The 20,617-nt window shown below is 71.9% G+C and carries 23 protein-coding genes; 13 read left to right on the forward strand and 10 right to left on the reverse strand.

Annotated features, from left to right (window positions below):
* The first annotated feature begins 102 nt into the window (after nt 1-102).
* Together RM572_RS19610 and RM572_RS19615 are read left to right on the forward strand one after the other, a co-directional pair.
* Nucleotides 103-1,080, forward strand: coding sequence for an aldo/keto reductase (locus tag RM572_RS19610; protein ID WP_311674658.1), 978 nt, complete (start codon nt 103-105; stop codon nt 1,078-1,080).
* 202 nt (nt 1,081-1,282) lie between these two features.
* Nucleotides 1,283-3,310 (forward strand): thioredoxin domain-containing protein, encoded by a 2,028-nt coding sequence (locus RM572_RS19615; RefSeq protein WP_311674659.1) that lies wholly within the window; start codon nt 1,283-1,285, stop codon nt 3,308-3,310.
* A 40-nt stretch (nt 3,311-3,350) separates the two neighbouring features.
* Here RM572_RS19615 and RM572_RS19620 read toward each other — a convergent pair whose 3' ends face one another.
* Both RM572_RS19620 and RM572_RS19625 read right to left on the reverse strand, forming a co-directional pair.
* Complete coding sequence (locus RM572_RS19620; RefSeq protein ID WP_311674660.1) at nt 3,351-4,106, reverse strand: VOC family protein; 756 nt, start codon at nt 4,104-4,106, stop codon at nt 3,351-3,353.
* A 175-nt stretch (nt 4,107-4,281) separates the two neighbouring features.
* On the reverse strand, nt 4,282-4,920 hold the full coding sequence (locus RM572_RS19625; RefSeq protein ID WP_394813652.1) for a TetR/AcrR family transcriptional regulator: 639 nt from the start codon (nt 4,918-4,920) through the stop codon (nt 4,282-4,284).
* A 70-nt stretch (nt 4,921-4,990) separates the two neighbouring features.
* Between RM572_RS19625 and RM572_RS19630 the strand changes: the two genes are divergently transcribed.
* From RM572_RS19630 to RM572_RS19645, 4 genes are all read left to right on the forward strand, one after another.
* Complete coding sequence (locus RM572_RS19630) at nt 4,991-6,202, forward strand: pyridoxal phosphate-dependent aminotransferase (RefSeq protein WP_027764325.1); 1,212 nt, start codon at nt 4,991-4,993, stop codon at nt 6,200-6,202.
* 109 nt (nt 6,203-6,311) lie between these two features.
* Nucleotides 6,312-6,722 carry an SCO4983 family protein gene (locus RM572_RS19635; RefSeq protein WP_311674662.1) on the forward strand — a complete coding sequence of 137 codons (411 nt, stop codon included), beginning with the start codon at nt 6,312-6,314 and terminating at the stop codon, nt 6,720-6,722.
* A gap of 59 nt (nt 6,723-6,781) precedes the next feature.
* Nucleotides 6,782-7,003, forward strand: coding sequence for a PhdYeFM domain-containing protein (locus RM572_RS19640; RefSeq protein WP_311674663.1), 222 nt, complete (start codon nt 6,782-6,784; stop codon nt 7,001-7,003).
* 137 nt (nt 7,004-7,140) lie between these two features.
* Nucleotides 7,141-7,362 carry a PIN domain-containing protein gene (locus tag RM572_RS19645; protein ID WP_311674664.1) on the forward strand — a complete coding sequence of 74 codons (222 nt, stop codon included), beginning with the start codon at nt 7,141-7,143 and terminating at the stop codon, nt 7,360-7,362.
* Nucleotides 7,363-7,476: 114 nt separating this feature from the next.
* On the opposite strand, the gene RM572_RS19650 is transcribed toward RM572_RS19645, so the two are convergent.
* The gene (locus RM572_RS19650) at nt 7,477-9,321 is read right to left on the reverse strand and encodes a phosphoenolpyruvate carboxykinase (GTP) (protein ID WP_311674665.1); all 1,845 of its coding nucleotides are present in this window, start codon (nt 9,319-9,321) and stop codon (nt 7,477-7,479) included.
* A 413-nt stretch (nt 9,322-9,734) separates the two neighbouring features.
* Here RM572_RS19650 and trhA point away from each other — a divergent pair, with 413 nt between their 5' ends.
* Nucleotides 9,735-10,355, forward strand: coding sequence for a PAQR family membrane homeostasis protein TrhA (trhA, locus tag RM572_RS19655; RefSeq protein ID WP_051308460.1), 621 nt, complete (start codon nt 9,735-9,737; stop codon nt 10,353-10,355).
* A gap of 99 nt (nt 10,356-10,454) precedes the next feature.
* Here trhA and RM572_RS19660 read toward each other — a convergent pair whose 3' ends face one another.
* From RM572_RS19660 to RM572_RS19670, 3 genes are all read right to left on the reverse strand, one after another.
* Nucleotides 10,455-11,258: a rod shape-determining protein gene (locus RM572_RS19660; protein WP_394813646.1), complete on the reverse strand. Its 804-nt coding sequence runs from the start codon at nt 11,256-11,258 to the stop codon at nt 10,455-10,457.
* Nucleotides 11,255-11,620 carry a TraR/DksA family transcriptional regulator gene (locus RM572_RS19665; protein WP_394813647.1) on the reverse strand — a complete coding sequence of 122 codons (366 nt, stop codon included), beginning with the start codon at nt 11,618-11,620 and terminating at the stop codon, nt 11,255-11,257. Before RM572_RS19665 ends, RM572_RS19660 begins: the two co-directional genes overlap by 4 nt.
* An 87-nt stretch (nt 11,621-11,707) precedes the next feature.
* A complete protein-coding gene (locus RM572_RS19670; RefSeq protein WP_311674666.1) occupies nt 11,708-12,034 on the reverse strand; it encodes a TraR/DksA family transcriptional regulator in 327 nt (108 codons plus the stop codon).
* A 319-nt stretch (nt 12,035-12,353) separates the two neighbouring features.
* On the opposite strand from RM572_RS19670, the gene RM572_RS19675 reads away from it, so the two are divergent.
* Nucleotides 12,354-13,307, forward strand: a complete 954-nt coding sequence (locus tag RM572_RS19675) for a sensor histidine kinase (protein WP_311674667.1) — start codon at nt 12,354-12,356, stop codon at nt 13,305-13,307.
* 2 nt (nt 13,308-13,309) lie between these two features.
* Entirely contained in the window at nt 13,310-13,969 is a 660-nt protein-coding gene (locus RM572_RS19680) for a response regulator transcription factor (protein WP_311674668.1), read from the forward strand.
* A gap of 148 nt (nt 13,970-14,117) precedes the next feature.
* On the opposite strand, the gene RM572_RS19685 is transcribed toward RM572_RS19680, so the two are convergent.
* On the reverse strand, nt 14,118-14,867 hold the full coding sequence (locus RM572_RS19685) for a LysR family substrate-binding domain-containing protein (RefSeq protein WP_311674669.1): 750 nt from the start codon (nt 14,865-14,867) through the stop codon (nt 14,118-14,120).
* A gap of 59 nt (nt 14,868-14,926) precedes the next feature.
* Between RM572_RS19685 and RM572_RS19690 the strand changes: the two genes are divergently transcribed.
* Together RM572_RS19690 and RM572_RS19695 are read left to right on the forward strand one after the other, a co-directional pair.
* A complete protein-coding gene (locus RM572_RS19690; protein WP_311674670.1) occupies nt 14,927-15,334 on the forward strand; it encodes a DUF5997 family protein in 408 nt (135 codons plus the stop codon).
* Between the two features lie 75 nt (nt 15,335-15,409).
* On the forward strand, nt 15,410-15,544 hold the full coding sequence (locus RM572_RS19695) for a hypothetical protein (RefSeq protein WP_311674671.1): 135 nt from the start codon (nt 15,410-15,412) through the stop codon (nt 15,542-15,544).
* A 160-nt stretch (nt 15,545-15,704) separates the two neighbouring features.
* On the opposite strand, the gene RM572_RS19700 is transcribed toward RM572_RS19695, so the two are convergent.
* The gene (locus RM572_RS19700) at nt 15,705-16,229 is read right to left on the reverse strand and encodes an ATP-binding protein (RefSeq protein ID WP_311674672.1); all 525 of its coding nucleotides are present in this window, start codon (nt 16,227-16,229) and stop codon (nt 15,705-15,707) included.
* A gap of 101 nt (nt 16,230-16,330) precedes the next feature.
* Between RM572_RS19700 and RM572_RS19705 the strand changes: the two genes are divergently transcribed.
* Both RM572_RS19705 and RM572_RS19710 read left to right on the forward strand, forming a co-directional pair.
* Complete coding sequence (locus RM572_RS19705; protein WP_311674705.1) at nt 16,331-17,245, forward strand: helix-turn-helix domain-containing protein; 915 nt, start codon at nt 16,331-16,333, stop codon at nt 17,243-17,245.
* Nucleotides 17,208-17,330: a DUF397 domain-containing protein gene (locus RM572_RS19710; RefSeq protein ID WP_311674706.1), complete on the forward strand. Its 123-nt coding sequence runs from the start codon at nt 17,208-17,210 to the stop codon at nt 17,328-17,330. The genes RM572_RS19705 and RM572_RS19710 overlap by 38 nt, the downstream gene beginning before the upstream one ends.
* A gap of 60 nt (nt 17,331-17,390) precedes the next feature.
* Here the strand turns inward: RM572_RS19710 and RM572_RS19715 are convergent, their stop codons facing one another.
* Together RM572_RS19715 and RM572_RS19720 are read right to left on the reverse strand one after the other, a co-directional pair.
* Nucleotides 17,391-19,031: an N-acyl-D-amino-acid deacylase family protein gene (locus RM572_RS19715; protein ID WP_311674673.1), complete on the reverse strand. Its 1,641-nt coding sequence runs from the start codon at nt 19,029-19,031 to the stop codon at nt 17,391-17,393.
* Between the two features lie 41 nt (nt 19,032-19,072).
* Entirely contained in the window at nt 19,073-20,377 is a 1,305-nt protein-coding gene (locus tag RM572_RS19720) for an alanine racemase (protein ID WP_311674674.1), read from the reverse strand.
* Nucleotides 20,378-20,617 lie beyond the last annotated feature (240 nt).

Raw genomic sequence — 20,617 nt, forward strand, 5'->3', positions numbered from 1 at the left:
CCGGAACCCGCGACGTTCCGACGTTCCGGACGTTCCGATGTCCCGGCCGGTGCACGAGCCGGTGCACCGGCCGGGCGCCCCTTCCCCCGCACGGAGAGACGCGTGAAACACATCAAGCTGGGTGACCTCGAGGTGTCCCGGATCGGGCTGGGCGCCATGGGGATGTCCTTCGGCTACACCGGGTCGGGAAAGAGTGACGCCGAATCGGTCCGCGCCGTCCACCGGGCGCTGGAGCTGGGCGTCACCTTCCTCGACACGGCCGAGATCTACGGCCCGTTCACCAACGAGGAGCTCGTCGGCCGCGCGATCAGGGGGCGCCGCGACGACGTCGTGGTGGCGACGAAGTTCGGCCTCGTCTCCCACGCGGGCGGCGGCCCCGGCGTGCCCGACAGCAGCCCGGCCAACGTCCGCACCAGCGTCGAGGGCTCCTTGCGGCGCCTGGGAACCGACTACATCGATCTGTACTACCAGCATCGGGTCGACCCGGGCACACCCGTGGAGGACACCGTCGGTGCCCTTGCCGAACTGGTCGCCGAGGGGAAGGTCCGCCACATCGGTCTCTCCGAGGCCGGCGTCGGCACCATCCGCCGTGCCCACGCGGTGCACCCGGTCACCGCATTGCAGTCGGAGTACTCCCTGTGGACCCGCGACCCCGAGGCCGAGGTCCTGCCGGCGCTGCGGGAGCTGGGCATCGGCTTCGTGGCCTACTCGCCGCTCGGCCACGGGTTCCTCACCGGCGGGGTCCGTTCGACCGACGACTTCGACGACACCGACCTGCGGGCGACCAACCCCCGGTTCACGGGGGACAACTTCCGGCGCAACCAGCCCATCGCCGACGCGGTGGAGGCCGTCGCCGCCGAGGCGGGGGTGACACCGGCCCAGACCGCCCTGGCCTGGCTGCTCGCGCGGGGCGACGACGTCGTGCCCATCCCCGGCACCCGTCGCGTCACCCGGGTCGAGGAGAACACCGCGGCGGAGACGGTGGAACTGACAGCCGCCCAGCTCGCCCGCCTCGACGCCCTCCCGATGGCCGCGGGCGACCACCACACCGCCGAGCAGAGGGAACTGATGGGACTCTGAACCGTGGTTCCCCACCCCGGGCGCCGGCGAGGGCCACCGCGCGCGTCCGTCCTCGGGACACTGCCGGGATTCCTCGTGCACTCAGCCGGGTGCGCGGGGTGACGACCCCGTCATGCCGGGTGAACGTACGCCGGCCCCGTCTGCGCCCTGGTTCCGGCCCGCGGGTTGGGCCGGACGGGCCGGATCGTGCGACGATGGCGCCATGAACCGACTGGCCGACTCCCAGTCCCCGTACCTGCTCCAGCACGCCGACAACCCGGTGCACTGGTGGCACTGGAGCCAAGCGGCCTTCGACGAAGCACGGCGGCGCGACGTGCCCGTTCTGCTGTCGGTCGGATACAGCTCGTGCCACTGGTGTCATGTGATGGCGCACGAGTCCTTCGAGGACGACGAGACGGCCGCGTACCTGAACGCGCACTTCGTGTCCGTGAAGGTGGACCGCGAGGAGCGGCCCGACGTGGACGCCGTGTACATGGAGGCCGTGCAGGCCGCCACCGGGCAGGGCGGCTGGCCGATGACGGTCTTCCTCACGCCCGGGGCGGAGCCGTTCTACTTCGGCACGTACTTCCCCCCGCAGCCCCGGCACGGCATGCCGTCGTTCCGGCAGGTGCTGGACGGCGTGGCCACCGCGTGGGCCGACCGGCGCGGCGAGGTCGCCGACGTGGCGAAGCGGATCTCCGGCGAACTGGCCGGGCGGACGCTGAAGTACGACGGCCCGCAGCCTCCCGGCGAGGAGGAGATGGGCGCCGCGCTGCTGGGGCTCACCCGCGAGTTCGACGAGAAGCGCGGCGGGTTCGGCGGGGCGCCGAAGTTCCCGCCGTCCATGGCGCTGGAGTTCCTGCTGCGCCACCACGCGCGCACCGGTTCGGACGGTGCGCTGCAGATGGTCGACGCCACCTGCGAGGCGATGGCGCGCGGCGGGATCTACGACCAGCTCGGCGGCGGCTTCGCCCGCTACTCCGTGGACGCGGAGTGGGTGGTGCCGCACTTCGAGAAGATGCTGTATGACAACGCGCTGCTGTGCCGGGTGTACGCGCACCTGTGGCGGGCGACCGGCAGCGAACTGGCGCGGCGGGTCGCGCTGGAGACGGCGGACTTCATCGTGCGGGAACTCCGCACCGAGCAGGGCGGGTTCGCGTCCGCGCTGGACGCCGACAGCGACGACGGGTCCGGTGCCCACAAGGAGGGCGCGTTCTTCGTGTGGACGCCCGCGCAGCTCGCCGAGGTGCTGGGCGAGGACGACGGGGCGTTCGCGGCGGCCCGTTACGCGGTGACGGAGGGCGGCACCTTCGAGGAGGGCGCATCGGTGCTGCAACTGCCCGCGGAGGCCGAGGACGCGGGGGAGGCGGAGCGGCTCGCGTCCGTGCGGGAGCGGTTGTTCGCCGCGCGGGAGGGGCGGCCGCGTCCCGGGCGGGACGACAAGGTCGTCGCCGCGTGGAACGGTCTGGCGGTCGCGGCGCTCGCCGAGACCGGCGCGTACTTCGACCGCCCCGACCTGGTGGAGGCGGCGAGCGCGGCGGCGGACCTGCTGCTCGCGGTGCACACCGACGACCGGGGCCGGCTGGTGCGCACGTCGCGGGACGGCGTGGCCGGGCCGAGCGCGGGTGTGCTGGAGGACTACGCGGACGTCGCCGAGGGCCTGATGGCGCTGTACGCGGTGACGGGTGAGACGCCGTGGCTGGAGGTGTCCGGCACGCTGCTGGAGGCGGTGCTGCGGCACTTCACCGCCGACGACGGCACGCTGTTCGACACCGCGGACGACGCGGAGCGGCTGATCCGGCGCCCGCAGGACCCGACGGACGGCGCGACGCCGTCCGGCTGGACCGCCGCGGCGGCGGCGCTGCTGTCGTACGCGGCCCACACCGGCGAGAGCCGGTACCGGGCGGCGGCGGAACGGGCGCTGGGGGTCGTACGGGCGCTGGGGCCGCGCGCGGCGCGGTTCATCGGCTGGGGGCTGGCGGCCGGGGAGGCGCTGCTGGACGGGCCGCGGGAGGTCGCGGTCGTCGGTGAGGCGGACGATCCGGCGCGGTCCGGGCTGCACCGGGTGGCGCTGCTGGGGACGGCGCCCGGCGCGGTGGTCGCCGTGGGCGAGCCGGGCGCGGCGCAGCCGCTGCTGGCGGACCGGCCGCTGGTCGGAGGCCGCGCGGCGGCGTACGTGTGCCGCGGTTTCGTCTGTGCGGCGCCCACGACGGACCCCGACACGCTCGCCGAGGCGCTGCGCACCGGGTGAAGGGCGCCCCTGCGGCCCGCGCGGCGCGCGAGGCGCCGCGCTACCGGGGCGTCAGGACGCAGAACTCGGTGCCGTCGGGATCGGCGAGGAGGACGCGCTCCGGGGCACCCCGCTCCGGGTCGTTCTCTGCGACGTCGAGCCGGGTGGCGCCGAGGGCGAGGAGGCGGTCGACCTCCGCCTGCTGGTCGCCGCCGGCGGACGGGGCGAGGTCGAAGTGCAGCCGGTTCCTGCCGGACTGGGGGGCCACGGGTGGGCCGCCCCAGGTGATCTTCGGGCCGCCGTGCGGCGAGCGGATCGCGGTCTCCTCGTCCTGGTCCCAGACCAGGGGCCAGCCGAGCGCCTCGCTCCAGAAATAGCCGACCTGCTGGGAACCGTCGCAGGCGAGCGCTCCCACGAAGCCGCATTCGGCGAGGAAGCGGTTGCCCGACTCCAGGACGCAGAACTCGTTGCCCTCGGGGTCGGCGAGCACCACGTGGCCCTCTTCGGGGCGCTGTCCGACGTCGATGTGCCGGCCGCCGAGTTCGAGGGCTCTGGCGACCGTCTCCTGCTGCTGCTCCGGGGAGGTGCTCGTCAGGTCGAAGTGCATCCGGTTCGGGCCCGCCTTCGGCTCCTGCGAGGGGAGGAGGCGGATCCGGAAGCCGGTGTCGTCGCCGTCGCCCGGCAGGAGGGTGATGCCGTCGCGGGGGTCGTCGGGGGCGGCGTCCGCCGGTTTCCAGCCCAGGACGCCGGCCCAGAAGTGTGCCAGGACGCGGGGGTCGTGGGCGTCGATGCCGAGCGCGAACAGCTGCGAGGACATGGCGTTCCGCTTCTCCGGTCCGCCGGCCTGCGGCCGCGGACCGGGTGCTGGCAGGGCGCGGCCTCCCCGGCCCCGGAGGAGGCAAACGCTAGGGAGCCGGTGTCCGGGCCGCAACGCGATTTCGGGGCCGGGCGGAGTCCTGGTGCGGGCGTCCGCTGTGGCTGCGGGCGGAGTCTCAGAGGGTGAGGCCGCGTTCGAGGACGTCGAGGGCGCGGCCGACCGGTTCCCAGAGGTCGCCGTGCATGCCGCGTTCGGCCCACAGCACCATCGCCTCCGTGAGCGCGCCGAGCATCGCGCCGGTGACGACGCGGAGTTCGAGGTCGTCCTCGGGGCGGCCGGTGCGTTCGGAGAGCACGCGGGTGAGCAGACGGCTGGTCTCCGCGTTGTGCTCGAACATCCGGGCCCGGATGGTGGGCACGTCGCGGATGAGGCGGAGTCGCTGGTGGGCCTCGGCCAGGTCCTCCTCGTAGGACTGCGCGAGCACCTCGGACAGCGCCTCGCGCAGGGCGCGGACGGGCGGCTCGGCGGCCGGGCGCCGACGGAGCGCCTCTTCGACGAGCGGGTCGTACTCGTCGGTGAGGACGATGTCCTCCTTGGTGGGGAAGTAGCGGAAGACGGTGCTGGGGGAGACCTCCGCGGCCTCGGCGATGCGGTCCACGGGCGTGGCGTCGTAGCCGTGTTCGGCGAAGAGCCGGTAGGCGGCGGCCCGGATCGTCTTGCGGGTGCGGATCTTCTTGCGCTCCCGCAGTCCGGGCCGTCGTCCGGCGGGTGGGACGGGGGCGTCGTCGGGAGGTGCGGAGGTCATGGCCTCCATTGTCACCCGGTCGGTCCGCCGTGACCGAAAACACCAGGCGCCTCCAGGGGGTCGCCCGTATGGTTTCGGTATGCAGGTGATCCAGTCGACCAAGCTCGCCAACGTCTGCTACGAGATCCGTGGCCCGGTGCTCGAGGAGGCCATGCGGCTCGAGGCGGCGGGTCATCGCATCCTCAAGCTCAACACCGGGAACCCGGCGGCGTTCGGTTTCGAGTGCCCGCCGGAGATCCTCGAGGACATGGTGCGCAACGTGGGCGACGCGCACGGCTACGGCGACGCGAAGGGGCTGCTCACGGCCCGCCGCGCGGTGATGCAGCACTACCAGACCAAGGGCATCGAGCTGTCGGTCGAGGACGTGTACCTGGGCAACGGCGTCTCCGAGCTGATCCAGATGTCGATGCAGGCGCTGCTGGACGACGGCGACGAGGTGCTGGTCCCGGCGCCGGACTATCCGCTGTGGACGGCGGCGGTGTCGCTGTCCGGCGGCACGGCCGTGCACTACCGCTGCGACGAGCAGGCCGACTGGATGCCCGACCTGGCGGACGTGGAGCGGAAGATCACCGACCGCACCAAGGCGCTGGTGATCATCAACCCGAACAACCCCACGGGCGCGGTGTACGACGAGGAGATGCTGCGGGGGCTGACCGAGATCGCCCGTCGGCACGGGCTGATCGTGTGCAGCGACGAGATCTACGACCGCATCCTGTACGACGGCGCGACGCACACGCCGACGGCCGTGGTGGCGCCCGACCTGCTGACGCTCACCTTCAACGGGCTGTCCAAGAATTACCGGGTGGCGGGCTTCCGTTCGGGCTGGCTGGCGGTGTGCGGGCCGAAGCACCACGCGCAGTCCTACATCGAGGGCCTGACGATCCTGGCCAACATGCGGCTGTGCGCCAACATGCCGGCGCAGCACGCGGTGGCGACGGCGCTGGGCGGGCGGCAGTCCATCGAGGAGCTGGTGCTGCCGGGCGGCCGGATCCTGGAGCAGCGCGACGTGGCGTACGACCTGCTGACGCAGATCCCGGGCGTGACGTGCGTGAAGCCGAAGGGTGCGCTGTACCTCTTCCCGCGGCTCGACCCGAAGGTCTTCAAGGTCAAGGACGACCGGCAGATGGTGCTGGACCTGCTGCGGGCCGAGCAGATCATGGTGGTGCACGGCACGGGCTTCAACTGGCCGGAGCCGGACCACTTCCGCATCGTGACGTTGCCCCCGGCGCAGGAGCTGGCGGACGCGGTGACCCGTATCGGTACGTTCCTGGACGGTTACGGACAGCCATGACCGGTGGGGTCCGGTGGGCCTTCCCGTGTGCACATTCCGCGAAGAGGGTCAACTTTGGACTTTGTCCAAGGTAGGATGGCTGCCTCAGTACGTCGCCAGGGAGCCCTCCATGTACGAACCGATCCGCAAGAAGTCGGTCCACTCCATGGCCGAGCCGGACGGGCCGCACCGGTCCCGTACGGAGGAGCTGGACATCCGGCTGGCCGGTCATCTCACCGCGCTGCTCACCGTGACCGACGAGTTGCGGGCGCTCACGCCGGGGCCGGCCCTCGACGACGCGGCCGAGCGTCTCGCGGAGACCGCGGCCCGGCTGCGGGGCGGCCGGGTACCGCTCCGGGCGGCGCCGACCGCACGTGACGAGGGCGAGGCACACCTCACCGCCCTGCGGCAGCGGGCGCACAACCTCGCCGGTATGGCGCTGGTCATCGCCACCTCGCGGGACGACCTGGCCGCCGCGGAACTCGCCGCCGCGTGCCTGGAGCAGCACGCCGAGGCCCTCGGCCTCGCGGAAACCGCCTGACGGCGGATTCGGAACGGCAGATGGAGCCCGGTTGAGACACGCCGGGCTACGTTGCTTGCATGAAGGCCATCACTCAGCGTGAGTTCCGCAACAGCTCCGCTGCCGTCATGGATGCGGTCGAGGCGCGCGGGACGTACCACCTCACCCGTATCGGCACCGAGGTCGCCGAGCTGCGTCCCCTACGGCACCGGCGCCGGCTCACGGCCGAGGAGCTGGTCGCGCGCCACCGCGCGCCACCGCGGGCCACCGCGCGCTGCCCCGCGTCGACCACGCCGCCATGAGGCGGGACGCTGAGGGCTTCCTCGGGGACGCGGACGAGGTCGGTGAGGACGACCCCTGGGAGCGCAGCCGTGGCTGACCGGCATCCGGCCGTACTCCGGCGGCCCGGGCCGCGAGGAGGGAGAAGCTCGGGGCGGCCGTGGCCGACTTCGACCCGCTGCCGTTCGACGACGGTGACGCCGCCTCGCGCTACGGCTCGCTGGTCTCCCTCACGCGCGCCGCGGACCGGAACCCCCGCCGCCCCCGGCGTCTGGACCTGATGATCGCCGCCGTCGCCCCTGTGAGGGGCCTGCCGCTCTTCACCCGGAACGTGGACGACTTCACGGGGCTGGACGACCTGGTGACGATCGTCGCCGTCTGAGTGCGTCCCGGCGCGGCGCCCACCGTACGCGTCCACGCTGCCCCGTTCGGGGGGACGGCTGACGGCGGCCGGGAGGCTCCCTGCGGGTGCAGGGAGCCTCCCGGCGGTTCGCGCTCAGCCCAGGCGCTGCACGAGGGCGCGGTACTCGTCCCACAGCTCCGTCGGCGTGTGGTCGCCGAAGGTGTTGAGGTGCTCGGGCACGAGTGCCGCCTCGTCGCGCCAGACGTCCTTGTCCACCGCGAGCAGGAAGTCCAGGTCCTTCTCGGACAGGTCCAGCCCGTCCCGGTCCAGGGACTCCTTCGTCGGCAGGATCCCGATGGGCGTCTCGACGCCCTCCGCGTCGCCGCGCAGGCGGCCGACGATCCACTTCAGGACGCGGCTGTTCTCGCCGAAGCCCGGCCAGACGAACGCGCCCTCGTCGTTCTTCTTGAACCAGTTGACGTAGTAGATCTTCGGCAGCTTCGCGGGGTCCGGGGCCTCGGCGCCGATCTTGACCCAGTGGGCCATGTAGTCGCCCATGTTGTAGCCGCAGAAGGGCAGCATCGCGAACGGGTCGCGGCGCAGCTCGCCGGCCTTGCCCTCGGCGGCGGCGGTCTTCTCGCTGGCCACGTTGGCGCCCAGGAAGACGCCGTGCTGCCAGCTGAAGGACTCCGTCACCAGCGGCACGGCCGTGGCGCGACGGCCGCCGAAGAGGATCGCGGAGATCGGCACGCCGCGAGGGTCCTCCCACTCCGGGGCGATGATCGGGCACTGCCCGGCCGGGGTGGCGAAGCGGGCGTTGGGGTGGGCGGCCGGGGTGCCGGACTCCGGCGTCCACTCGTTGCCCTTCCAGTCCGTGAGGCGGGCGGGCGTCTCCTCGGTCATGCCCTCCCACCAGACGTCGCCGTCGTCGGTCAGGGCGACGTTGGTGAAGACCGAGTTGCCCCACAGGGTCTTCATGGCGTTGGCGTTGGTGTGCTCGCCGGTGCCGGGGGCGACGCCGAAGAAGCCGGCCTCGGGGTTGATCGCGTACAGGCGGCCGTCCTCGCCGAACCGCATCCAGGCGATGTCGTCGCCGATGGTCTCCACCGTCCAGCCCGGGACGGTGGGCTCCAGCATGGCGAGGTTGGTCTTGCCGCAGGCGCTGGGGAACGCCGCCGCGACGTAGTGGGACTCGCCGCGCGGCGGGGTCAGCTTCAGCACCAGCATGTGCTCCGCGAGCCAGCCCTCGTCACGCGCCATGACCGAGGCGATGCGCAGTGCGTAGCACTTTTTGCCGAGCAGCGCGTTGCCGCCGTAGCCGGAGCCGAAGGACCAGATCTCGCGGTCCTCGGGGAAGTGCGAGATGTACTTGGTGTCGTTGCACGGCCACGGCACGTCCTTCTCGCCCGGTGCGAGCGGGGCGCCCAGGGTGTGCACGGCCTTGACGAAGAAACCGTCGGAGCCCAGCTCGTCCAGCACGGGCTGTCCCATGCGGGTCATGGTGCGCATGGAGACGGCGACGTAGGCGGAGTCGGTGATCTCGACGCCCAGCGCGGACAGCGGGGAGCCGAGGGGGCCCATGCAGAACGGGACGACGTACATCGTCCGGCCGCGCATCGCGCCGCGGAACAGCCCGCCCTTGCCCTTCTCGCCCTGGAAGATCTCCCGCATCTCGGCGGGCGCCTTCCAGTTGTTCGTCGGGCCGGCGTCCTCCTCCTTCGCGGAGCAGATGTACGTCCGGCCCTCCACGCGGGCGACGTCGCTCGGGTCCGACGCCGCGTAGTAGCTGTTCGGACGCTTGATCGGGTCGAGCTTCTTGAAGGTCCCCTTCTCGACGAGCTCCTCGGCGAGGCGCTCGTACTCGGCCTCCGAGCCGTCGCACCACACGACGCGGTCGGGCTCGGTGAGGGCGGCGATCTCGTCGACCCAGGCGACGAGCTCGGTGTGGTCGGTCGGGGGGCTGGTGGGGCTGGTGGGAGCCGCAGTACTGCGCGCCACGATCGCTCCAGACGGTGTGAGGGTGTGGTGGTCGTCCGGCTGCGGACGTCGCACGTGTGTCCGCCTCCGGGCTGCTCTGCAGATGTGTGCCCCTTGGGGGCGGCGGCCCGGATGCATTCGTGGCTGACGCTCATCCGGTGCCGTCTACGCTCATCTGATCATGTCTCCTCCCGTGTCATGTGTCCAGAGGGGCGCTCAGGTGAGCAATCGTGAGCAATCCCACTCCAGGTCGGCGGGCACGGCGGGGGTCCGGACCCTACGGGTGCGTAGGTAGCCTGACGGCTATGACTGCTGCCCCGACCGACGCCCTGTCCCAACCCGGCAGCGCGGCTGCCGGCACCAGAACATCCGAAAAGGGGACCGAGAATCCCGACACGGGCCCCCACCTGGCTCACATCCCGCTGAAGCCGCTGATGCGCGGCTGGCTGCACGCCGGGATGTTCCCGGCCGTGCTCATCGCCGGCACCTTCCTGACCGCGCTCGCCGACAGCAACCGGGGCCGCCTGGCCTGCGCCGTCTACACGCTCACCGCGTGCCTGCTCTTCGGCACCAGCGCCCTCTACCACCGGGGCAACTGGGGGGACCGGGCCAACGCCGTGCTGCGGCGGCTGGACCACGCGAACATCTTCCTGATCATCGCGGGGACCTACACGCCGCTGACCATCCTGCTGCTGGAGGACGGCCGCCAGGACGTCCTGCTGTGGGGCATCTGGATCGCCGCCGTCCTCGGCATCGCCTTCCGCGTCTTCTGGGTCGGCGCCCCGCGCTGGCTCTACACGCCCTGCTACCTCGCGATGGGCTGGGCCGCGGTGTTCTTCCTGCCCGAGTTCCTGCGCGCGGGCGGCATCGCCGTGCTGGTCCTGGTCGTCGTCGGCGGCCTGCTCTACAGCGCGGGCGGCATCGTCTACGGCATCAAGCGCCCGAACCCCTCACCCCGCTGGTTCGGCTTCCACGAGGTCTTCCACACCCTGACCCTCGCCGCCTTCGTCGTCCACTACGTCGGCATCTCGCTGGTCGCCTACCAGCACGCCTGACGCCCCCGGGGGCTTCGTTCCGCAGTCGTCCCCCGCGAGTCGCTGGTGCCTCCGGCGAGCCGAGCCGTGCTGGCGCCCTGCGGCCCTGCAGAGCCCCGCTCAGGGCGCGGCCGAAGGGTGGCCGTGAGCCGACTCCAACAACCGTGCTGCGCCGCGCAGGGCCGCTGTGTGCGGTGCCGCGACCGGTTGCACGGAGGCCTTCAGCCGGGCTGCGATGGCATGTACGCACTCAGGGCGCAGCGCCCCGCCGCCGGCCAGCAGCAGGCCGCGTCGTACGGCGTCGAGGGACAGTCCGGTGTGGTCGTGCCGCAGGACCTGCTTCACCATCTTCGCCACCGCCTCGCCCAGCTCCGCCGCGGTGGCACAGCCGTCGAGGTCGGTGACCCCCAAGGCCGTGCGGTACGCGTCGGTCACCGCGCCGTCGACCAGCAACGCGACTTCGGTGAGATGCGCTCCGACGTCCACCACGAGGGCCGCGCCGGGGCGGTCACCGTCTGCGGCCAGCGCCACGGCTCTCGGGCCGGGAACGGTCAACACGGCACGCGGTCGCAGTACGGCCAGCGCCGCGTGGGCCGAACTGCGATGTGCCGGGCCACCGAGCACGGGCGTGGTCAGCACGATGAGTGGACGGACGAAACGCGGAAAGGCCCGGCCCAGCAGGCGATCCAGCATGCGGGCCGCGCCTTCCGTGTCGATGATGGTCCCCCGCTGGACGGGATAGACGGCCCCGATGCCGGAAAAGGTGACGGTGGGCACGTCGAGAATGACACCCCGACCCGGCACCCATGCCCGGGTGCGGGCGCTGCCGAGGTCGAGAGCGAGTCCGGGCCGCAGACGGCTGACCGGCAGTCTCATGATCCGGCCGCGCCGGCCCCGGGTGTCGAGAAGCGGCATCCCGGTCATCGGACGGCCTCCCCGACGTGCTGGCAGTTCCCGCAGTAACGGGCCTGAGGCACCACACGCAGAAGCCGAATCCCGATGGGCCCGGCACAGCGGTGACAGCTTCCGTACCTACCCTGATTCATTCGCTCCAGCGCCGCGTTCACATCGGTGAGCACCATGCGGGCGGAGGCGGCCAACTTCACGTGCACCTCCCTCTGGGATGCGCAACGCTCCGTGCGTGCAGCATCCGCGCGGGAGGTGGCGGGCTCGCACAACTGCCACACCTGCTGCAACCGGAACTGGCGCTGTTCCTGCAGGTCTGCGCGCAGGGCAGCGAGGTCCTCGGGAGGAAGGTTCGTGCCACCGATGCTCGTGTTGCTCACGATGTCATCCACCCTTCATGGGGCGTTTCGTACTCCAGACGGGTGCGGGCGCTGGGTCGCATCTCCGTGCGCGCGGTCGCCCGCAGGTCAGCCCAGCAGGTGCTGGCAGCCGACGCAGGCTCGGACGTAGGGCAGGATCTCCAGCCGCTCGACCGGGATGGGCCGGTCGCACCGCTGGCAATCGCCGTAGCGACCCTCATCCAGGCGCTCGAAAGCCGCGTCGATCTCCTTCAGCACACGCTTCGCGGAGCTCCTCTGGGCGTTGAGCACATCGTCGGTCGCCGACGGCCGGGCATCGGCGACAGACTGAAGCTGAGCCAGGCGCGAGTTCCGCTCGTGCTGGAGTCGCTGCCGGACCTCGTGCGACGTCAGGCGCTCAGGAGAAGACTCGGGTCGGGTGCTCTCGAGAGGCATGGGCACTCCTTGTCCGTGATGAGGGCCGGTGGCCGGGCCGCCACAACCCGGCCACCGGAACTGTGAACCCATCCTGACCAGGGTCGGCGCCGTGCTCCATCGGTCCCGAAACCCATTTCGGTGGGTCCCGATGGTGTACGGGGCGAAGCATGCCGCCCTTCCCGAGCCCCTGAGATGCTGGCGGTGTCCCATCGACGGAATGCCGGTGGGCACGCCAGGCTGTGGACGCTGGTCAGCCCGATGTCATCGCCGCTCCTGCGAGGGGCCGAGCAGCCGGAATGGCCGAGGACGGTCAGGGAGTGAGAGGAGATCGGCGCCGATGTCGCTGTTCTGGAGGATCTACGGGCTCAACGCTCTGGTACTCGGCGCGGCGACCGCCCTGTTGCTCTGGGCACCGGTCACCGTGTCGGTGCCGGTGCTGCTCACAGAGGCCGCTATCCTGGTCGGCGGCCTAGCGGTGATGCTGGTGGCGAACGCTGCTCTGTTGCGGATCGGTCTGGCCCCCCTCGATCGCTTGACGCGGCTGATGACCACCGTTGATCTCCTGCGCCCGGGCCAGCGGCTCTCCGTGGCCGGGCACGGCGGAGTACCCAACCTGATCCGCACTTTCAACGACATGCTCGAACGGCTGGAAGCAGAACGTGCGGCCAGCACCGCACGCGCTCTGTCCGCCCAGGAAGGGGAGCGTCGCCGGCTCTCCCAGGAACTGCACGACGAAGTCGGCCAAAGCATGACCGCGGTCCTACTCGGTCTGAAACAGGTCGCCGACCGCGCACCGGAGCCACTGGCTGCCGAGGTCCGGCAGGCCCAGGAGACCACGCGGCAGAGTCTGGACGAGGTCCGGCGCCTTGCCCGCCGGCTGAGACCGGGCGTGTTGGAAGACCTGGGGCTGACCAGCGCTCTGACATCGCTGACGACGGATTTCGCCACCCACACCGGGCTCGAAGTCACAGGCCGGTTCGACCCGGATCTCCCGCCGTTGACCAGTGACACCGAACTCGTGCTCTACCGGATCGCCCAGGAGAGTCTCACCAATGCCGTCCGCCACTCCGATGCCCAACACATCCGGTTGACGTTGCAGCACGAGCCCGGCGAAGTGATGCTGCGTATCGAGGACGACGGCAGCGGAATCCGTCTGGAACGTGAAGGTGCCGGGATCCGCGGTATGCGGGAACGTGCGCTCCTCGTCGGCGCCACCCTGGAGATCAGCCCCGGCGAGAAGGCCGGTACCCGCGTCTCCCTGTTCGTACCCGCTACCGAGGAGAATGCCTGATCATGGCCGAAGCCACCGCCGTCCGGGTGCTGCTCGCCGACGACCACGCGCTGGTGCGTCGTGGTGTGAGGCTGATTCTCGACAGCGAGCCGGACCTCGAGGTCGTCGCGGAAGCGGGAGACGGGGCAGAGGCCCTCGAGATGGCCCGGACCCATGCCGTCGATCTTGCGATCCTCGACGTCTCGATGCCTCGCATGACCGGTCTGCAAGCAGCCCGGGAGTTGTCCGCGCAGCAGCCCGGCCTGCGCATTCTCATGCTGAGCATGTACGACAACGAGCAGTACTTCTTCCAGGCCCTGAAGTCCGGCGCCTGCGGGTACGTACTGAAGTCGGTCGCCGATCGTGACCTGCTGGCGGCGTGCCGCGCAGCGATGCGGAACGAACCCTTCGTCTACCCGGGCGCGGTCACGGCGCTGATCCGGAACTACCTCGCCCGGTCCGCCCGTGGAGAGGACACCTCGGACCAAGTCCTCACTGCCCGAGAAGAGGAAGTACTCAAACTGATCGCGGAGGGCAACTCCTCCAAGGAGATCGCCGCAACCCTGTTCATCAGTGTCAAGACGGTGCAGCGCCACCGCGCGAACCTCCTGCAGAAACTCGGAATGCGAGATCGTCTGGAACTGACCCGCTATGCCATCCGGGCGGGCTTGACCGAACCCTGAAGAACGGAAGCGCCAGACAGGGCTCTGTGGCCACGTCTGCTGGAGGAAGCTTCCACTCCCTGGACATCTCGCTGGTCACCTACCGGCACGCTTGATGCAGGCAGCGGGCGCCCGTCGCCGACCGGCGGCGCGGGCGCGCTGCTCCGGGCTACGACCGGCGGCGGGGCCCGCGGCGTTTGCCGCCCCGTGTGCCCCCGGTACCGCGGCGCCGGTTTCCCCGCGCGGGCGTGTCCTGCGCGCCGCGCGCGGAGGGGCGCTTCGGCTGGGCCGGGGGCTGCGTGCGCCCGCGCGTGCTGTTGACGGTCCGCCCCCGGACGATCCCGATGAAGTCCTCCACCCTTTCGGTGGTCGCCGCCTCCGGCCACGCCAGTGCGACACGTGACTGCGGGGCGTCCGTCACCGGCCGGTACGTGAGGTCCCTGCGGTGGTGCAGGCGGGCGAGCGACTGCGGGACGACGAGCAGGCCCACCCCCGCCGCCACCAGCTCGATCGCATCCGCCGTCGTGGCGGGCCGCTCGATCGCCGGCCGGCCGGGCAGGCGCCCCCAGTCGTCCCAGTCGAGGGTGTCGTCCCGGGGATGCAGCACGACGTCCTCGGCGAGCTCCCCGGTCCCGACCTCGTCGACCACCGTGACGACGTGATCCTTCGGGGCCACGACGACCGTCGTCTCGGTGTAGAGGGGGATCGCGCTGAAGTACGTACGGTCGACCGGCAGCCGTACGAAGCCCGCGTCGGCGCCCCCGTCCCGCAGCAGATCCGGTGCTTCGGCGGCGCTCACCGGGACGAGGGCCAGCGGAATGCCGGGCAGCCGCTCGTTCCAGATCCGCACCCACTTGGTCGGCGTCACGCCGGGCACGTACGCGACCCGGAACGGGGAGGCCGGGGAAGAGCTGGTCACGGCCGCCAGGGTACCGGTCGGGGGCCGGGGCCCGGCACGGTCTGGATACCCTGGACACCATGACGTCGCGCCAGAACACCCAGACCATGAAGCCCGCGACCGCGGCGAAGAAGCTGGGTGTGTACCTCCAGGCCACGCCCGCCGAGTTCCAGGAGGGCGTCGTCTCGCGCAGCGAGCTGAACGCGCTGCAGGCCGATCCCCCCGAGTGGCTGGTCGAACTGCGCCGCAACGGCCCGCACCCGCGTCCGGTCGTCGCGGCGAAGCTGGGCGTCTCCATCTCGGGGCTCGCCCGTGGGGGCGTCACCGAACCCCTCACCACCGAGCAGATCGAGGCGCTGAAGACGGAACAGCCCGAGTGGCTGGGCCAGGAGCGGGCCACCCAGGCCGAGGTCCGCAAGGAGTCGGCCCGCCTCAAGGAGAAGAACCGCGCGAAGCGCCAGGAGGAGCGGGACGAAGACGCCCGCTGATCCGCGAGGTGACGTGCCCGGCCCGGCTCGTCCCCCTGGCGGACCCACGAGGTCACAGCGGGAGGAGTGCCACCGATGAAGCGGCTCGCCTGGACGTTCGCGGCGGGCTTCCTGATGGTCACGGTCTCCTTCGCCGTCGTCTCCCTCCTCGTCATGGACGGCCTCGACGAGCCGATCCCGGGGTGGCTGAGCGACAGGGGAGGGCCCTGATGTGGTGGAAGCACGTGCTCGCGTTCCTCCTCGGTGCCGTGACGGCGGTGGCCTGCATCGTGCTCGGGATGTGGGCGTACACAGAACTGGCCTGACGGGGATCGCCACGCCGCGACAGGTTCGCCCCTCCCACCTTGAGCGCGGCGGAGTCGCCGTCCCGTCAGAGCGCGGTCTCCAGTTCGGCCCAGACGGTCTTGCCGACGGGGGTGCGCGGGGTGGTGCCCCAGCGGGTGGCGAGGACGTCGACGATGAGCAGGCCCCGGCCCGACTCGGCTTCGTGGCCGGCCGGGGCGGGGTGGGCAGGCGGTCGGGTCGGGTGGGCGTCCGACACCTCGATGCGGACGAGACCGCTGCTGGAGGTGTGGACGAGGTCCAGGGCGAACTCCCTTCCGGGCACGAGGCCGTGGCACACGGCGTTGGCGGCGAGTTCCGCGACGACGAGGGCGACGCTGCACGAGGCGTCCGACGTCGGCGGATGGCCCCACTTCTCCATCCCCCCGACTGCGGCCTTCCGGGCGAGCTGAGCGCCGCGCGGGGAGGAGGTGAAGCGCAGCGAGAGGGCATGCCGCTGCGGCGGGACCGGTTCGGCCCCACGGCGCGGGTCGTCGTCGGGCAGGGTGCGGGCGTTGAGCACGAGGGAGTCCGTTCCGAGGTGGGCGGAGGGTGACGTTCCGTGCTCAAGCATCGACTCCGGGTCGTATCCTCGGAAGGAGGTCAGCGCTTAACCTTCCGGCTGTAAGGAGTCGAAGTCAGCACATGGCCAAGGAAATCGACCCCACGTCATCGATGGCCGCGCTGTTCGGCAGCCGGGTCCGTAGGCTGCGCACCGCCGCGGGGCTCACGCAGGAACAGCTGGGCGCGCGCACGCATGTCGTCGGCACCCGGATCACGCAGGTGGAACGGTCCTCGGGAGCCAGGCCCACGCAGGAACTCGCCCGGGCGCTGGACGAAGTGCTGGGCGCGGACGGGCTGCTGATCGACCTCTGGCCCTACGTCTACCGCGAGGCGTTCCCCGACTGGTCGCGCAAGTTCATGGAACTCTCGGCGCGGGCGGCGAGCATCCGAGAGTACGCCGCACACGTGGTCCCCGGCCTGTTGCAGACCGAGGAGTACGCGCACGCCGTGCTGAGCGTCGGCCGCACGTTGCAGAGCGAAGAACACCTGGCGGAACGCGTCGAGGCCCGGTTGCAGCGGCAGGAACGCCTGGCGGAGCGGGACCGTCCCGAGCTGTGGGTCGTGCTGGACGAGGCGGTGCTGCGGCGTCCCGTCGGCGGCACGGACGTCATGCGGCGCCAGCTCCGGCGTCTGCGGGAGGCCGCTCGCGACAGGCGCACCACGGTCCAGGTGCTTCCCTTCCGGCAGGGTCAGCACGACTCGCTCGGCGGCTCCATGACGCTTCTGACCATGCCCGACAGAGAGGAGACCGCCTACCTGGAGGGCTCCAACTACGGCCGGCTCGTGGAGGAACCGGCAGAGGTCCAGGAGCATGCGCTCATCTACGATCGGCTGCGGGCAGCGGCCCTGCCCCCGGTTCTGTCACTCGACATGATCCGAGCCGCGATGGAGGGCACTTACCGTGGAGCGAACGTCCCGACTCGATCTGACCGGCGTCGCGTGGCGCAGCAGCAGCTACAGCAACCAGGAGGGTGGCAACTGCGTGGAGGTGGCCGACGGGCTCCCCGGCGTGGTCCCCGTTCGTGACAGCAAGGACCCGCACGGGCCTGTGGTGCTCGTGCCGTCCGTCTCGTGGGCGGTCTTCGTGGAGGGGCTGAAGTCCGGCCACTGAGCGGTGGTGTGGAAGGGGAGGCCGACGATGACGGCCTCCCCTTCGGTGCGTCCGGTGGGCTCAGGCGCGGCGGAGGACGCGGCCGGGGAGGGCGTCGGTGCGGTGGCCGTGGTGGAGGGTGAGGCGGCCGTCGAGGAGGACGTGGTGGATGCCCGTCGGAGGGGTGCGGGGCGCGGCGAAGGTGGCGCCGTCGGCGACGGTGTCGGCGTCGAGGAGGACGAGGTCGGCGCGGTAGCCCTCGCGGACCAGGCCCCGGTCGGGGAGGCGTAGCCGGGCGGCGGGGCGTCCGGTGAGGTGGGCGACGCACTCGGGCAGGGTCAGCGTGCCGGTGTCGCGGACGTAGCGGCCGAGGTAGCGGGGGAACGTGCCGTACGCGCGGGGGTGCGGCTTCGCGCCGTGCAGGATGCCGTCGCTGCCGCCCGTGTGCGCGCGGTGCCGCATGATCGCGCGGACGTTCTCCTCGTGGCCGACGTGCTGGAGGATCGTGGTGCCGAGGCGGTCGGCGAGGAGGAGGCGGCGGGCGACGGCGAACGGTTCCTCGCCGCGGTCGCGGGCGACGGCGGCGACCGTACGGCCGACGTGGGCGGCGACGGCGGGGTCGTCGGGGTGGGCGACGCCGGAGACCTCGATCGTGTCCCAGTCGACGGGCACGCCGTGGCAGCCGTCGGAGCCCGTGGTCTCCAGGGTGTGCCGGATGCGGGCGGCTTCGGTGTCGGAGCGGAGGCGGGCGAGCAGGGCGTCGGGCCCGCCCTCGTGGGCCGCGCTGGGCAGCAGCGCGGCGAGGGTCGTGCAGCCTGGGGTGTAGGGGTAGGTGTCGAGGGTGAGGTCGACGCCGTCGGCCAGGGCTGTGTCCAGGAGGGCGAGCAGGTCCGCCGCGCGGCCGGCGTTGACGCCGAAGTTCAGGGTGGCGTGGGCGAGATGCAGGGCGCAGCCCGACGCGCGGGCGACGGCGATCATCTCCGCGTAGGCGTCGAGGGCGCCCGTGCCGTACGAGCGGTGGTGCGGGCAGTGGTAGCCGCCGTGCGCGGCCACCACCCGGCACAGTTCGGTGAGTTCGGTGTCCGGGGCGTACATGCCGGGGGTGTAGGTGAGGCCGGAGGACATGCCGACGGCGCCCTCGCGCAGGCCGTCGGCGACGAGTGCGCGCATGCGGTCCAGTTCGGCGGGGGTGGCGGGGCGGTCGTCCCAGCCGACGGCGAGCATGCGGACGGTCCCGTGCGGGACGAGGTAGGCGGCGTTGACGGGGAGGCCGTCTCCGGTGGGGCCGGCGTCGAGGCGGGCGAGGTAGTCGGCGACGGTGCGCAAGGTGAAGTCGAGGGTGGCGGCGGCCGGTTCGCCGTCGGTGGTGGTGTCGCCGTTCCAGCCGGCGATGGCGCGGCGCACCTGGGGGAGGGTGCGGTCGTCGACCGGTGCGTAGGACAGGCCGTCCTGCCCGATGACCTCCAGGGTGACGCCCTGCGCGACTTTCGCGGAGTGGTCCGGGTCGCGGAGGAGGGCCAGGTCGCTGTGGGCGTGCATGTCGATGAAGCCGGGGGTGAGGGTGAGGCCGTCGGCGTCGAGGACGCGGCGGCCGGTGAGGCGGGGCGCCTCCGGGTCGCGCCGGATCTCCACGATGCGGCCCGCGGCGAGGGCGACGTCGGCGCGGTACGGCGGGGCGCCGGTGCCGTCGACGACCTGCGCGTGGCGGATGACCGTGTCCATGGGTGCCCTTCGGGGCAGGGGCCGGGCGGTGGGAAGGGCGGTCAGAAGAAGGTGCGGACGTACGAGGTGACGGCGCCGTCGACGGCGACGAGGGGGATGAGCTGCCACTTGTCGAAGATGGTGCAGGGGTGGGACATGCCGAGGCCCACCCAGTCGCCGACCTCCAGGTCGCCCGCCTCGTCCGTGGTCTCCAGCCAGGTGTGCTGGTCGGAGAGCTTGGTGACCTCGATGCCCTCGGCCGGCCGCATCGACCCGTCCCGCGTGGAGCGCACGACGCGCGCGACGGGCAGGTGCAGGTCGTGGGCGGCGTCGCGCTTGCCCGCGTTGAGGAACGCCTGCCGTTCGTCGGGCCGGGAGACGACCTGCGCCCAGAGCGTGAACGCCGCCCGCAGTTCGCCCTCCTCCGGCACCCGGTTGAACGGCGTCAGCTCCTGGTAGTGCCGGTCGTCGTGCGAGACGTAGGCGCCGGAGCGCAGCAGCTTCAGCACGGGCCGGGACAGCTTCGGGACGTCGGCGAAGACGTCCGCCACCGCGTCGAACCAGGCGCTGCCGCCCGCGCTGACGACGATCTCCTCGACGTCCGCGCGGAAGGCGCCCGCCTGGTCCAGGTCGGCGGCGAGCGTGACGAGGCGGCGCAGCCAGTCCCGCACGCGGTCGGCGTCGGCGTCGGGCACCTCGCCCTCGTAGCCGGCGACGCCGGTCAGCCGCAGCGTGGTCGCGCCGCCGACGGCACGGGCGACCTCCGCGCAGCCTTCCTCGGTGCGCACGCCGGTCCGGGCCTCGTCGCCCGCGGCCAGCTCGATCACCACGTCCAGGGGGCGCGTCGCGCCGGCGTCGCGCAGGGCGGCGTCCATCAGTTCGGCGCCGCGCACCGAGTCGACGTAGGCGACGAGCTGGAAGCCGGGGTCGGCGGTCATCTCGGCGGCGACCCAGCGCAGGGCGGCCGCGTCGACCAGTTCGTTGGCGAGGAAGACGCGTTGCACGCCGTACGCGCGGCAGACCCGTGCCTGGTGCGGGACGGCGACGGTGATGCCCCACGCGCCGTGGGCGAGCTGCCGGTCGAAGAGCTGTGGCGCCATGGAGGTCTTGCCGTGCGGGGCGAAGGCCAGTCCGTGGCGGGCGGAGAAGAGTTCGAGCTGCCGCACGTTGTGCTCGACGTCCTCGGCGGACAGGGCGAGGACCGGCGTGGTGAAGCCGTCGGTGAAGAGGTTGCGGCGTTCGGCGGAGAGCTCCCCGACGGTGCGTCCGTCGGCGTCCGGCGGCAGGCCCTTGAAGCGGTGGTCGACGACCTCGCCGGCGAGCCGGTTGAGGCGTGCGGCGGCCGTACGGTCGGCTGCGGTGGACATGGTGCGGCTCCGGCTCCGTCGACGGCTCGTGTGCACGCGTTGCATCCGCTGCAACGGTCATTGCGTCCTTCGCTACAGGTGTCTAGCATCCCGCGCAAGAACCGGTCAACGGATTCCCGCGCCGCCGCCGACCCACACCGCCGGGCAACACCGCCGGACGACGCGGCCGGGCGGGGAGAAGGAGCGCTCACTATCGTGGCCAGAACCGTGCGCGCGGACGCCGTCTGCCTGGGCGAGTCG

Origin of the sequence: Streptomyces hazeniae, from assembly GCF_031845485.1 — a bacterium.
Taxonomy (GTDB): Bacteria; Actinomycetota; Actinomycetes; order Streptomycetales; family Streptomycetaceae; genus Streptomyces; species Streptomyces hazeniae.

What these genes read in the sequence shown, in the direction of transcription:
- RM572_RS19615 (WP_311674659.1), top strand. Translation starts at nt 1,283, where the DNA reads ATGAACCGACTGGCCGACTCCCAGTCCCCGTACCTGCTCCAGCACGCC.
- RM572_RS19620 (WP_311674660.1), bottom strand. Translation starts at nt 4,106, where the DNA reads ATGTCCTCGCAGCTGTTCGCGCTCGGCATCGACGCCCACGACCCCCGC.
- RM572_RS19625 (WP_394813652.1), bottom strand. Translation starts at nt 4,920, where the DNA reads ATGGAGGCCATGACCTCCGCACCTCCCGACGACGCCCCCGTCCCACCC.
- RM572_RS19630 (WP_027764325.1), top strand. Translation starts at nt 4,991, where the DNA reads ATGCAGGTGATCCAGTCGACCAAGCTCGCCAACGTCTGCTACGAGATC.
- RM572_RS19635 (WP_311674662.1), top strand. Translation starts at nt 6,312, where the DNA reads ATGTACGAACCGATCCGCAAGAAGTCGGTCCACTCCATGGCCGAGCCG.
- RM572_RS19640 (WP_311674663.1), top strand. Translation starts at nt 6,782, where the DNA reads ATGAAGGCCATCACTCAGCGTGAGTTCCGCAACAGCTCCGCTGCCGTC.
- trhA (WP_051308460.1), top strand. Translation starts at nt 9,735, where the DNA reads ATGCGCGGCTGGCTGCACGCCGGGATGTTCCCGGCCGTGCTCATCGCC.
- RM572_RS19660 (WP_394813646.1), bottom strand. Translation starts at nt 11,258, where the DNA reads ATGACCGGGATGCCGCTTCTCGACACCCGGGGCCGGCGCGGCCGGATC.
- RM572_RS19670 (WP_311674666.1), bottom strand. Translation starts at nt 12,034, where the DNA reads ATGCCTCTCGAGAGCACCCGACCCGAGTCTTCTCCTGAGCGCCTGACG.
- RM572_RS19675 (WP_311674667.1), top strand. Translation starts at nt 12,354, where the DNA reads ATGTCGCTGTTCTGGAGGATCTACGGGCTCAACGCTCTGGTACTCGGC.
- RM572_RS19680 (WP_311674668.1), top strand. Translation starts at nt 13,310, where the DNA reads ATGGCCGAAGCCACCGCCGTCCGGGTGCTGCTCGCCGACGACCACGCG.
- RM572_RS19690 (WP_311674670.1), top strand. Translation starts at nt 14,927, where the DNA reads ATGACGTCGCGCCAGAACACCCAGACCATGAAGCCCGCGACCGCGGCG.
- RM572_RS19695 (WP_311674671.1), top strand. Translation starts at nt 15,410, where the DNA reads ATGAAGCGGCTCGCCTGGACGTTCGCGGCGGGCTTCCTGATGGTCACG.
- RM572_RS19700 (WP_311674672.1), bottom strand. Translation starts at nt 16,229, where the DNA reads ATGCTTGAGCACGGAACGTCACCCTCCGCCCACCTCGGAACGGACTCC.
- RM572_RS19705 (WP_311674705.1), top strand. Translation starts at nt 16,331, where the DNA reads ATGGCCGCGCTGTTCGGCAGCCGGGTCCGTAGGCTGCGCACCGCCGCG.
- RM572_RS19715 (WP_311674673.1), bottom strand. Translation starts at nt 19,031, where the DNA reads ATGGACACGGTCATCCGCCACGCGCAGGTCGTCGACGGCACCGGCGCC.
- RM572_RS19720 (WP_311674674.1), bottom strand. Translation starts at nt 20,377, where the DNA reads ATGTCCACCGCAGCCGACCGTACGGCCGCCGCACGCCTCAACCGGCTC.